This is a genomic window from Aporhodopirellula aestuarii, from assembly GCF_023701485.1.
GTDB lineage: Bacteria > Planctomycetota > Planctomycetia > Pirellulales > Pirellulaceae > Rhodopirellula > Rhodopirellula aestuarii.
The window spans coordinates 22,589-35,583 of record NZ_JAMQBK010000012.1 but is presented as its reverse complement, the minus strand read 5'-3'; the positions used below and the strand labels follow the sequence as shown (position 1 = coordinate 35,583).

11 protein-coding genes and 1 tRNA gene are annotated in these 12,995 nt (G+C 56.9%); all 12 read left to right on the top strand.

Annotation, left to right across the window (positions count from 1 at the left end):
- Positions 1-40 precede the first annotated feature (40 nt).
- The 12 genes from NB063_RS03375 to NB063_RS03320 all read left to right on the top strand — a co-directional run bounded on the left by NB063_RS03375 (position 41) and on the right by NB063_RS03320 (position 12,967).
- Positions 41-1,558, top strand: coding sequence for a selenocysteinyl-tRNA(Sec) synthase (locus NB063_RS03375; RefSeq protein ID WP_250927331.1), 1,518 nt, complete (start codon positions 41-43; stop codon positions 1,556-1,558).
- An 88-nt stretch (positions 1,559-1,646) separates the two neighbouring features.
- Positions 1,647-1,720: transfer RNA gene (locus NB063_RS03370), tRNA-Pro, on the top strand.
- 145 nt (positions 1,721-1,865) lie between these two features.
- Complete coding sequence (locus NB063_RS03365; RefSeq protein ID WP_250927330.1) at positions 1,866-3,083, top strand: tyrosine-type recombinase/integrase; 1,218 nt, start codon at positions 1,866-1,868, stop codon at positions 3,081-3,083.
- A gap of 188 nt (positions 3,084-3,271) precedes the next feature.
- Positions 3,272-3,508, top strand: a complete 237-nt coding sequence (locus NB063_RS03360) for a DUF1580 domain-containing protein (RefSeq protein WP_250927329.1) — start codon at positions 3,272-3,274, stop codon at positions 3,506-3,508.
- On the top strand, positions 3,505-3,903 hold the full coding sequence (locus tag NB063_RS03355) for a recombinase family protein (RefSeq protein ID WP_250927328.1): 399 nt from the start codon (positions 3,505-3,507) through the stop codon (positions 3,901-3,903). The genes NB063_RS03360 and NB063_RS03355 overlap by 4 nt, the downstream gene beginning before the upstream one ends.
- 996 nt (positions 3,904-4,899) lie before the next feature.
- Positions 4,900-6,285 (top strand): hypothetical protein, encoded by a 1,386-nt coding sequence (locus NB063_RS03350; RefSeq protein ID WP_250927327.1) that lies wholly within the window; start codon positions 4,900-4,902, stop codon positions 6,283-6,285.
- Positions 6,286-6,743: 458 nt separating this feature from the next.
- A complete protein-coding gene (locus tag NB063_RS03345; RefSeq protein ID WP_250927326.1) occupies positions 6,744-7,406 on the top strand; it encodes a hypothetical protein in 663 nt (220 codons plus the stop codon).
- Positions 7,407-8,159: 753 nt separating this feature from the next.
- On the top strand, positions 8,160-8,459 hold the full coding sequence (locus tag NB063_RS03340) for a hypothetical protein (RefSeq protein WP_250927325.1): 300 nt from the start codon (positions 8,160-8,162) through the stop codon (positions 8,457-8,459).
- A gap of 269 nt (positions 8,460-8,728) precedes the next feature.
- Entirely contained in the window at positions 8,729-11,245 is a 2,517-nt protein-coding gene (locus tag NB063_RS03335) for an HNH endonuclease signature motif containing protein (protein WP_250927324.1), read from the top strand.
- Complete coding sequence (locus NB063_RS03330; RefSeq protein ID WP_250927407.1) at positions 11,205-12,008, top strand: hypothetical protein; 804 nt, start codon at positions 11,205-11,207, stop codon at positions 12,006-12,008. The genes NB063_RS03335 and NB063_RS03330 overlap by 41 nt, the downstream gene beginning before the upstream one ends.
- Entirely contained in the window at positions 12,005-12,373 is a 369-nt protein-coding gene (locus NB063_RS03325; RefSeq protein WP_250927323.1) for a hypothetical protein, read from the top strand. The genes NB063_RS03330 and NB063_RS03325 overlap by 4 nt, the downstream gene beginning before the upstream one ends.
- A 309-nt stretch (positions 12,374-12,682) precedes the next feature.
- Positions 12,683-12,967 carry a hypothetical protein gene (locus tag NB063_RS03320; protein ID WP_250927322.1) on the top strand — a complete coding sequence of 95 codons (285 nt, stop codon included), beginning with the start codon at positions 12,683-12,685 and terminating at the stop codon, positions 12,965-12,967.
- Positions 12,968-12,995: the final 28 nt, after the last annotated feature.

The window sequence follows — 12,995 nt, the reverse complement described above, 5'->3', positions numbered from 1 at the left end:
GATTCGATTCATCTCCGTTGACGCACACGCAGGCACGAACATGGCTCTCCCCCCCTGGACCGTTGAACTCCTCCGCCGCGGCGTAGCCGACCTCGCCCGTCAGGTGACCGACAACGACACGGCAGCTTCGCTGAAGGAACAAGCCAGCAAGCTGGTCGAAGAGTTGCCCAAGACCGCCCGGGAAAAGGTTGACACGATCTTGCGTCAAGCCGAGGAATCCACACGTCCGATCAAAGACGTTTGGCAAAGTGGCGTGCTCTGGCGGGGCGGAACCATTTCCCTGACGCCCGCTCGCCTGATCAACGGGACCGGACGGTTACTCGACCCGCGTGGCAGCGGCGTGGGGCTGCCCGCCGAAGCACTCGCCGCCGCGATCCCGCATCTCTCCGGCGACGCATCCCATATCGAAAATGCCGACGCGAGGCTCTGTGATGAAATCGCTGCGGCCATCTCACGCCGATGTGGTGAAGGCTCGGCGGAAAATAACAAACTGTCCGCGATCGTCACCAACTCGATCGACGCGTCGCTCGCATTGATCATGAAGCTCGGCGGACGAGGCGGGTGCGTCAGTGTGCCGCGTTGCTGCGCCGTACCACTGGTCACGAGCACACAAGGGCCCGCATCCACATCGACTCAAGCAGTCGGCGATGAATTGCTCGTCGATCGTCTGCGTCGTTACGGCACCGGCGCGGTGCGAGAATTCGGACGCGTCGACGGAAGCGACCGCTGGGACGAAAATCACTTCACGCGCCGCCGCGGCCAACATCGCGATGCCCCTTCGAACGGTCGTCACCAAGGCGGACAACGTGACGGACAACACGACGACAAACCCGTTCGCGGAAGACAAAATGTACTCGTCCGATTAGCGGCATCAGGTGAAGGCAATCGCATCCCAACGGCCGAACGAGCCAACTGGATCGACGTCGTCGTCTTGCCGATCGGCGCGATCTTTTCAACCGGCGATGAAGTCTCCGTCGATAGCCTCGTCGATCAACTGCGGGGCGGTGCCGACGTGGTTGTGTTGGGCGGCGGTGTGCTCGCCGGTACACCTGAACTCAGCCTGGTCGTCGGCAACGAAGCCGTGATCGATCAACTGCGTCAAACGCCACGGCACTCGCTCGTCATGGCACCAACCGCACTGACCGCGATTGCCGCGTCCACGGTCGCGATTCAAGCAAGCGGCCGATCACCGGTCGGACAACTCGCCAGCGTTTCGGAGGAAAACTTGCAAGACCGCGCGATGCGGTTGGCAACCCAGCTCGGCGGATTCGACGCCGTCCAATCAACCCGGGTCACCCAAGACTCCGCGTCGATCGGGCTCGTCACCACACAGCTGACCACAACAACCACATCCGACGCGGCAGACGTTCTGCCGTCGCGCCAAGTCGTGCTGACCCTGGATGCATCCAAAGATGCCGACGCAGTCGCGCGGCGACTCGCGGAATCCTCGATCGGCCTGTTGTGCCGTGTCCAAGGCAATGAAATCATCATTGACCTGCGATGGATTTCCCCCGAACAACAATCCCAAATCGGAGAAATCGTAGGCCGCGCCTTTTAGCGGACAACCTCAAGATGCGCCGTCCATTTCGATCCGCAAAATCTCTTGACGGCCCGATCGGAATGAAGCACGATATACGGCAGAAATTCGGGGCGTAGCTCAGCCTGGTAGAGTGCTACGTTCGGGACGTAGAGGCCGCAAGTTCAAATCTTGTCGCCCCGATTATCACACATGGCAAAGAATGTCCGTTATTTGCGGGCCATTATCGCATAAAGCGATTCCGGCGAGTACGCCGTGCGGTCCTCTCTCAGCGGAGTTTCTGGGTATTCAATACCCAAAAACTCATCTCAAAAGAAGGATGACTGCCATGGGACGCCCAAAGAAATCTGCGCCGAGCTACCGCTACCACATCTCAGGACAAGGAATTGTGTCGCTGTGCGGCAAGACGTACTACCTGGGGCCGTACAACACGCCAGAGAGCATGGCGAAGTACTACGCACTGATACAGAAGTACAACGAGAATGGGCTCACCATGCCCGACGACGATGGCGATGACCAGCGGCTGACTGACATGCCGGTCACCGTCCGATGTGTCACGGCAGAGTTTCGGCAGCACATCGAGGTGAAGTACGCGAAGTCACCGGGGCACAAGAAACGCTATCAGTCGCTATGCGGGATACTGGAAGAAGAGTACGGAGACGAGCCAGCAAGTGACTTTGGCCCGCGAAAGCTCGCTGCTGTCAGGGAATTATTCGTGGCATCAGGCAACTGTCGGAACTACGCGAACGAGCAGACCCGCAGCGTCTGTGCAATCTTCCGCCACGCGGTGTCGCGCGAACTCATTGGCGTTGATTCACTGGCGCGGCTAAAAACGCTAGAGCCCCTGAAGCGTGGCCAAACGTCTGCGAAAGAGAGCAAGCCACGTGGCCCTGCTGACATCGATGCTGTGCGTGAGACCGCGAAGCATCTGTCTCCGACAGTGCGGGCGATGGTGATCGTGCAGGTAGCCACAGGGATGCGTCCCAGTGAGGTATGCATGATGCGACCGATGGACATCGACAAGACGGGAACGGAGTGGATCTATCGGCCCGAGCATCACAAGACGGCACATCACGGCGTGGTGAAGGCGGTACCAATCGTCGGAGATGCGAGGATGGCTCTGAAGGCGTTCATAAACCGCGCCCCGGATCAGTACCTCTTCTCGCCAGCAGAGTCAGCGGAATGGTACCGAGAGCAGAGATGGCTCGCTAGAAAGACGCCGCCGAACCACGGAAACAGGAAAGGGATTAACGTGAAGTCGAATCCCAAACGGAGCCCAGGGAAACACTACACGAAAGACTCATACCGGAAAGCTATCACGCAAGCAGCCAAGAAGGCTAAGGTAGCCCACTGGACGCCCTACAGTCTGAGATACACTGCGGCGGCGACGATAAGCGAGGCACTCGGCTTGGAGGCGGCACAAGCCATGCTAGGCCACACCAAGGCGGCGATGACAAGCCACTACGCCGGAAGGTCTGAACTGCGAGCAATAGAGGCTGCGAAGGCAGGGCCAAAACTAGGCACCGAAATCATGGAAACACTCTAGCCGGTCTCAATCGAGCGACACCAAAACGCCCTCAACCCCGCGTCAAAATTGATGCGGGGTTTTCTATTTTTAGCGTCCCAGTTGGATTGGCTTTGCGTCTTTGTAAATGAAGACCAATGCGAAAGGTTGCAATTCGATTCGCAGCCGCTAGCACTAAGAGGAACACATCAGCCACGGAGCAAACACTCATGCAGACCAAGACTAAACCGACGCTAGACCTGCTGACCGAAGACCTGATCTCCATATCGGAGGCGGCGAAAGAGATACCGACGCAACCGCATATCAGCACGGTATGGAGATGGACTCAGAGACCGGTGCGGGGCGCAAAACTAGAAACGATCAAGATCGGCCATGCAACGCTGACGAGTCGGCAAGCGATCACGCGATTCATTCAGGCGACGAATAAAAAGGACGCTAGGCAATGAGTGAACACCAGCAAGCCACCATTACAGAAGCAGTGATCTACTGCCGTGTGAGCACGTCACCGCAGGCAACATCTGGCTCAAGCCTCTCGTATCAACTGGAGGATTGCCTGGACTACTGCCAACGGGCTGGTCTAATCGTCGCGGGGGCGTTCAGTGAAATCGGTACTGGTGACGCTCGCAGCGCAAAGCGGCTACCAGCAAGGCACCAAGCGGTGACGATGGCGAACAAGCGTGGCGCGTTCATAGTCTGCACGCTATCCGATCGCTTCTCGCGAGAGATGCCCGTAGATTGCCCCTATTGGGATCTGATCACAGATGGGCGTCTGATATGCGTCTGGGACAGGCAGCGTCAAGAAACAACCGATAGCCTGCCTTGGCGATTGAGCCGACGATGACTCGTGCCGATTTCACTGTGTCGTGAAGCTCCGCGCGGACTGCGTCACGACGAATCGTCTTCTCGTTGACGCCGTGCTTTTCTGCGATCTTGACAGACGACCTCTCGCCTCCATCCTGCTTTGGGACATTTTGTCCCTTAGCAGAAACGGTTGGTCTCTCACCAGTTTTTGCCTTCGCTTTGCCGCCACTGGACGCCCGCTCGCTCTCCGACTTCTTAGCCGCGTTGTACTCCCGTTCCCTCACCTTGAGGGAACGGGGAATCACCGCGTTTCAGCGACTCTTTCTTGTCTGCCTTTTCAGCGGTTGCTCCTCCCGTTGCCCCAGCTTGGGGCATCGGGAAATCACCGCGTTTCAGCGACTCTTTCTTGTCGGCCTTTTCTGCGTTGTATCGCCGAGAAATGACGAATGCGTGTCTTGCGTCGATCGGGATTCACTCCGAAGATAGAGGCTCGCCAAGACGGTGATTGTCCCGCGCTCACAAGGAGCGCACGAAAAAGCCCCGGTGATCTGTGTCGCAATACAGTGACCACCGAGGCTCGTCAAAGAGACGCGTCGATGATAGGGCACCAGAACCTGGATTCAAGTCGCGTCTGACCTCCCGTCATCGAGCGACCATGTCCCCGTACACTCTCAGATATGCGGCACGATTATCGTGCCCTCTTACTTCCCGCGACCGTGACTTTTCTGAACGGCGCACGGTCTGCCGCGCTGGCAGACCGATAAAACACGGCGTTTTTTGCGATTTTCGCGTTGTCGTCTTTCTGCGTCATGCCATGGACGCGAGTGAATCAGCGGCGTTTTTGTGCTGTCGGCGAAGCCTAGCAAATGACCCTATCGCATAGTCCCATAAAAAAAGGCGTCACGCGACGGTGAATCGCGGACGCCCGATATTTGCTGAGAGGTAAGAAACCAGCAAACCAAGGTTGAAACCGAATTATACCGGGCTTGGTTTTCACTTTCTACCTCTTGGCGGTCACCAACCACCAGGAGCGAAAATGGAACAAAGCACCAAAGATGCGATTCGGTCACTTCGATCTTTCATCCACCCGAAGGACATCCTGCATCTGCTTCCCACCGAAGAGGGCAAACCGTCGGGGCACAAGAATATCAAACGTGTAAACACTCGCGCCCACATAAACCAGTCCGGTCGCGAAAATGTCTGGCTCGATACCTGGACGAACAAAAAGTTCGTTGAGCATCGCGATCGCGATGAAACGTATTTCTACACGTCGCAGGCGCATCGCGGTCTGATCTGTCTCGACATTGATTGCCACAAGCTAGGCGACATCACAGAAGCATTGGCAGTTGCTTCGGAACTCAAACGCGAGTTCTTCCCTGGGCTCCATGCCGAACCATCCACAAGCGGCAGTGGCGCCCACGCCTACTTGGTCATGGAGTGGGACTGGCTGGGCAGCGCGAAGGACACCACGCTATCTGTTCGCAAGCAATTGGCCGCGTTCGGTCGATGGCTCACCGACTACGCGAAGAATCGCGGGTATGAATTCGACGTGATCGAAATCAAAGGCACGCCGTCTTTCGACACTTGGACGGCAAAGGGACTTCCTGACGTTGACTTCGGGCAAGCGTGCAAACTACCCCGCAACCTGGAAGCGATCGAAACAACCTCTCGCGTCCACCTCAGCGACGTAATGACGCTGGTCGACGATAATCAGGATGAATCACGCCAGCAAGATTCAGTACGTCGCGAGCGGGTGGCAGCGAACCCGTCAGGCAGGATCGAACTGAATGCTAGCACGGGCAACGATTCTCTCATGCTTTCACGACAGGACGTGATTGACCGGCACGACGAAGCGATGGCGATCATGCGACACATGACTTTCAGCGTGAATGGCAAGAAGTCGCTTTCTGTCAAATGCGAGGACGTTTCTTTGTTTCTGGCGATGCTTCATGCGTTTTCAGAATCAGCAAACGACGACGGATCAATGCCGACTGAGCGTTTTCGCAAGACATGGAACCTCTGCCGTCAACACGGCGTGACCGACCGAGGGTTCAATGCCTCTCGCTTCGCTGCGATTCGCAACGCTTTCGTGGATGCTGAATTGATCAACATGAAAGACAACCGCTACAGCTTCCACCCGAAAACGGTCAACGGGAAAAAGGTCGATGGGTTCGCGATGCGATGGGCTCTTGATTCTGTGCAGGTTGATATCCTTGTCTCCCTGGAAGACTCCCTTTCCTCTCCCTTGATCCCAACAGCCAGCAACAGCCCGCAAGAAAAACAACTAAGAAGAAGACTTTCTACAACCTGTGATCGAGGAGAGGGGAGGGGAGGGTTTGTGCTGAGGAATAGGCGTCCGAGATACTGCCCGATTGAGCTTCTGACACGGGAGAGAGTCCCGATATTGTCTACGGCGGCGTAGCATCGAGGGACGAAACCAGAAGACCGACAAAGGAAATGCGCGGTGGCGAAAAAAAGCCGTGCCCCAGTGTTAGCTGAGACACGGCGCGAACCACATCGCGGTGTCCGAATTCCGCGATCCGTTTCCAGTGCGTTCAAAATAGCATCGGGATGGTTGCGGTTAAAGAGTTTTGGCACTTCTTCCGTTGGTTCGGTAGTCACCGAATCTAGTCGTTGCTCATACTTTGAAGAGCGCTATCCCAGTCGCCACTGCACTGGGGCTTGACGGCGGCGGTCGGTTCGCCGCAGATTGAAGCATCGGCGATGGGACTTGTTGGGAGTCGTTGTCGATGTCGGGAAGACACAAGAATAAACATCCATGGAGTCAAAGCAGTGACGGTTAAATTCACAAACAAAGGAGCTATCCTGCTTCACCACAGCCGCGCAACCCAGCGATGGGAGGTTGCAACTCCGATTTCGATGAAATGGTTGAAGCAGAACGTGGAGGTTCATCCATCTGTGACGGTGGCACACGTTTTCGACGCGGTGAGCGAGAGCGACGACATGGTTGAGTTTTTGACGCAGTTCACCGGGTGCGATGTGCGGGAGTTGCATGTACGAGACCGCTCGCCAACCGGAAAGTTAGGAGTGAGTCCAGGATACGAAACCGTTGGTGAAGAGATTCAGGTTCTTGACGAGATCCCGGCAAACGTGCTTCGCATTTGGCGAGAAGTTTCGGTCTACAACGACGAAGAGTCGGGAGAATTGCGTTTTTGGAGTCGCCTGGACTCTATGGTGTCAAATTTTGATTGCCTGGATTGTGGTACTACGCTTGGCCGTAAAGCGAGCGAGTTTTTCGGCGATATCTGCGGGCTGTCGATCCGTGTAGAAGCGATCGCGTCACTCAGTGGGTGGGGCGGCAAAAGCACAGGGAAGGCGGAGACGCATGGTGTAACGCTGCTTGAGTTCCTAGAGGTTCTCTATGGAATGTTCGGCAAACCTGAATACGACTTGCGAGATGCGAAGGCGATTGAGATAGACGCGGAGGTCATGGAGCGAATGCGAAAAATGTTAGGAATGGACGACGACCCTGCGGACTGGTGGAAGACAGGCGGAACCGGGGACGGCCCAACATTTCAATGAAACAAGAACGGGAGACTCTGTTTCGCTGGAGTTTTCCTGTGGGTGTTCTCTTTCGGAGACGTATCGCCGATCACTGCGATTCTCCCGCATAGCAGGCCGAGAGCGTTTGGGATTCACGCCGTTGGTCAAGGCAAAATGATCGCGCAAAAAAACCGCACCCGGAGTGATCCGGGCGCGGCCAAAGGTTATCAGCATGTCCGTACTGATAGATAGCAGTGTACGGCACGGGAGGGTTGGTTCAATGGATTGGCAGCATGGACCGCCTAGCTAGCGTGTTGCCGTCCGGCGTGCTCTATTTCCGGCATGATTCCGTCCTACACAGTGAGCCACCATGAGCGAGTACGTTCACCAGATTGCTTTTCAGTGCATTGACTCAATGTGCGCTGACGCGCCACGAAGTGACCGCCTGCGGTATTGCCTTTCGTACCTAGTCAGATTGACGCCGTTGACCGCTGACGAGTCGATGATAGACGAGGTCGAAAGCCTTCGCAGGCGTATCTGTGACGTTCTCGATCCTGAGCGTGTCATGGGGGAGCTGGAACGGGAACATGAGGAGTCGGATCTGGCAACTGACATCCTCTATTGGTGTTGCCGTGTGAGGCCAACCGGAATCGACGAAAAAACCGCTTGACGCCGTTTCGGCAACTCGCAATATTGATTGCACGACTAGCAAACGCCCGCCGCAACCGGGCGAGTCGCGATCCAGGGAACGTTACTTACTACCGTTCACCTTCTATTGTTGCGAGGCACATCATGACCATCGAGTCATCACGTCAGCGTCTGATCGACGCGCACCCGTCACTAGGTCAGATCGACCGCGTTCTGTTGGTTGCCGAATTGCTCAAACAGTCACGCCGAGACCTAACCGCCGACGAGATCACCGACGACGTTGAGACGATCAGAGGTTCCGAAGCGGGAATCCCCGTCTCGGCAATCTTGGAATACCTAGAGTCCATCGGTCTAGCCAGCGAGTTAGACGGTCAGTGGCGTTTCTGTGACATCGAGTCGACCACTCACACGATCGTAGACTCGCTATCGGCATCGCTTCGGTAGCGTTTGGCAAATCGGCAATCAAAAACGGGAGATTGCCGCGCGGGGTGCGGGGAGGCGCAACAACCCGGCATCCGATCCCCCCGGCGACACAGGGGGGTGTTTTTCATTCATTGTCGCCAACCGGCATTTCTCAAAAAACGCGAAAAACCCAACGTTTTCTCGGTCTGCCGCGCTGGCAGACCGTGCGCCGTCGCCATCGCGTTATGACGTGACCGTCAGTCGTCGTTAGCTAGTTCTCGTGATATCCGAGACACTAGCGAGGCGAAAGCATGGCACCGGCATGGCACTTCTGTTTGCGACCGATTCCAGGTCACACCGGCTACTACGCCGGGATCGATGGTTCAGTTTGGACGATGCGCAAAGGCGGTCCATCTCACTGGCCACCGCGCCGTAAACCGCTTCGGATGCGCGGTAGGACGCGGCACACCGGTAGGCGTGCTGGATCACAGGCCGTAACGCTTAGCCTTGGGCGGCGTGGCAAAAACGTCACCCGTGAGGTTCGGCATCTGGTCTGGGAGGCGTTCCACGGCGATCGACCGTCAGGCATGTCCATCTGGCATCACGATGGCGACGTCTCGAATGCTGCACTCGCAAACCTACGATGCGACACTCCAAGTAGCGTTACTGCTGATATCATGGCCGATGGTAGATGTGAGCACATGGCCCCAGTGCCGATCGAGGAGCGATTCACCGACAGCGAGATTGAGCACATCCTCACGTCACCGCTATCAACGAAAAAAATAGCCCGGCAGTTGCGATGCATGGAGCCACGCATCCTTGGCATCCGACGCAAGCCACCAGAGCGGTTTCTCGCCTCGTCTGATGACCGTGAGCGAGTGTTGAATCAAGCGTTGCCATTGGCGACTAGAGAGCACCACAGGGAGGTTCTCAGATGGCTTGTGTCTCGCATGTTGGTCGGTGGTCTAGCTCGGCTTGACCATGCTGACCGTGTGGCATCGACATCGCTGACCACTCGCCAGCAGACGCTCGCGTTGGTCTCGTTCGTTAGGTCGGGTGTGCTGAGTCGCATTTCCTGTGGGCTGTACCAGTTCCGTGAGCTTGGGGACAGGGTGGAGCGATTCGATAGCGATGTGGTTGAGCACGATGGCGAGGAGTTTCGTCTCGTTCCAGGTCTGGATCGCATCTGGGTCAGTAGGTCAGGGCGCGTGATTGGGCCGGTGTGCGGCAGGAAGATCGGCGAGAAAAAACGAGGGCACGACAAGCGAGGCAGACCGGTCGTCGCCGCGAGGCTGATTGATGGCGATAGGCAGGTTAGGCGATCCGTTGCGGCACTCGTGTGGAGAGCGTTTCGCGGCAAGATCCCGCAATCCATGTACCCGGCACCCATTGACGGCAACAGCGAAAACGCTCGGCTGGAGAATCTGGAGATCCGATACCTTTCGCAGCAGCGCATGATGCCGGTGAGCGATTGGGACGGCGATGACGTGATTATATTCGACGGCGATGAGTTCCGTCGCACTCCAGACGAGGAGGCGCTATACGCCTCCGCTAGCGGTAGCATCGCCTACTACGATGCTCGCCATAGCGCCATCCGGTACGCGCGTCGCTCGTATGGCGATGGTTCCAGCCGTTGTAGTTTTCCGCGAAATGGAAAGCTGGCGAACTACGACGCCTACACCGTGGTTTGGTGTACGTTCCGTGGTGAGGTGCCACGTGGATACTCGGTCGACTGCGATGGCGACCGCCGTACTGGTGCGTTAGATAGCCTGTTCCTTCGGGAGAAACGCAAGCCTGCCGATGGTTCACGGTCATCGGGGCATGTGCTTACTACTTCGCAGGTTCTCGATATACGTTCGCATCCCGAGGTATCGACCCCAGAGTTCGCGCGTCGCCTTGGCGTCAGTGCTAGGTGTGTCTGGTTAGCACGTGCCGGTTTGACATATCGCGACGTTGAGACTGTGACTGTTGCGCCAGCCACCGCAGAGCAGCGAGAGCGAGTAGTGTCGATGATGGTCGACGTTGGGATTGAGCGCAGACTTAGCGAGCGATTCGTTCGGGATATGAACCGCGACGGATACGTCACAGTCAGCCGCAGCGAGGTGTGTCGTGAAATAGGCTTCACCGATGCCCCATACCAGTCCAGGGTCGGTCGCGCGATCAAACATGGCATCATCACAAGAGCAGGTTGGCAGCGTTACCACGCACGGGTCCACTTGGCGCCGTGGCAGTGGCAGGACTACCTGGATTCGCTCCAGGCTAGCCCGTATCAGCGAAAGGTGCTTGCCCTGCGTGTCCGTTGTTCTCTTTCGTGCTATGACGACCTGCCAGCCGACATCGACGAGCGCATTGCGGCCAACGTCGACGCGAGCGGTAGGTTTCGCCCCGGCGATATTCTGGAAGCGACATTCAGCGAGAGTCAGTACCGGGTGGTTCTCGATCACCTGATCGATGATGGCGTGATCATTCGCCCGAGTAGATCGTTTGTCGATTTCGTAGACATGCCGCCTAGGCAGCAACCGCAAGACAAACGACCTCGCCTGATCGAGGACACCACAGAGGCGACCGTTGACCAATACCGGCTAGCGTTGGACCTCCTTTCGTGGGGAGAGAGTTTACCAGGGTCTGCGCGTGAGGCAGGTATTGGCGTTGACGAGTTGGCGAGAGTCGAGCGGGTCTTGCGTATGGACGCTGTACTATCCAGCCTAGTTTCATCCGGCAAATCGCCTGACGACGTGGCACGCATCTTTAGCCTGCCGATCCCCGCAGCCACAGCATTGCTTGCCCATGCCGACCGTAGTGACTCAGGTATTCACGCGCCCGACTGAGGAGATAGTAGACCGCATCCGCTGGGATACGCCGTCCCTCAATATGTACGCATTCCAGGGCTTCGCCCCCGGTTTGGTCGAAATGACGAGATTCTATGAGTCGCTTGAGTCGATCGCCTTGACGATGACGATCGAGACTGAGATTGATGCGATGCTTCCCGGCAACCGTCTGCTGAGGTGGGATTGGTTCTCTTCGCTGGAGCGTATCGGCGGGGAGCCGCTGCCAGAGATTTACCAAATGAGTGTAGAGGCATACTGGGCGCGATCAGAGGGAGAAGAGAGATCCGAGGCACCGAAAGCGGACACCGACAGAAACAAACAGCATACAGACCCAGCTACGCGGCAGGCGGTACGCGACGCCAGTGATAGAGGGCTATCCCCGCATGACATCGAGCGTCAATTGGGAGTGCCACGGACGACTGTCAAACGCATATTGGGGCGACGAAGCGACAAAAGCAAAAAAAAGCAGTCCGCCTACGTCAAGGCGATCGACAGTAATCGCAATATGGCATTGCCCAGGCTGATGCGGTTCGACGAGTACGGGGACAGGATACTTCCCATCTCACCGGACGAGATGAAGGAGGTGGTCGAGTTGCTACTTGCTGGTATCCATTATCGACAGGTGGCGGCGGACTATGGCGTCTGTGCCCGCGACGTGAAAGCGATGGGAGTTCGCCCCGACCTGTCCGACTACGACATGGAGACAGACATCGACGACGACACTGATTCAGCCCAGCCCCCAGCTACAGGAGCGAACCAATGAGGCTAGCGACGACAGAGGAAATGGAAGGACCGGAGGTCAGCGCCTGCCGTGAGGCTCTATCAGAGATCCCCTACACCGTAGTAGTCCACGCCACGATGGCTAAATCAGACAAGCGAGTCCTCTCGTTCATGTTTTGCGTCCCGTCTTTCGTCGCAGAGTCAGCGTTCGACCAAGAAAAGAACGGACCGCACACGCTGATCGTGAGAGCAATCAGGCGACTCGACACGCTTCAGGACCGCGTTATCCCGTCCTACCTCTCGCCTGTTATCGGTAGCTACGTGTCAGCACACGATGGCCGTGATACCTACATGTACACATTCACGCACCAGCCAGAGGGTGACGACCTCGTTTGGCTTAGTGAGTAGCCGCACCCGTTCCGCGCTCCCCAGGGTCCGCATTTATTGATCTTGGACGGGTCCGCACTAACGATGGTTGGCAATGAGACGCACCGTTGCCACCAACACAAAGGCGTTCGCGATGGCTCTTGAGAGCACTTCTATCCCCTGCATTTCCCTGGATTCTGCGTGTTTTCGTTTTGAAAAACGTTGCGGGTCCTTCTTGGGGTTCGCAAAGGCTGACCGTCACAGGGAACAGGCAAGAAGAAAATCTCACGAAACGCTACTCGCCAGGGGGTAGGGGCATTGTCCATGGAAATCCACACGAGAGCCGATTGCGTGCAAATTCAGACCGCAGCAAACAACCGTTGGCCGATGACGATGGACCAGCGGAACGCAGCCGTTGACCGTTTGCTTCAGATTATCAGCGACCCTAAAAGCAACGGGCGTTTGGTGGTATCTGCCACGAAGGCCCTCGCTGCCATGGACAAGCTCAACCTGGACGAACAGCCCCGGCAAACGCATTCGCTGAACCTGAATTTGAACGTCGGCGACCGAAAGAGCGAGCTTGCGAAAAGGATCGAATCGCTAAAGGGCAGCCTGAGTGACAGCGCCAGCGATTGATCCCGCTGAGCTAAGTAAGCTACTTGAG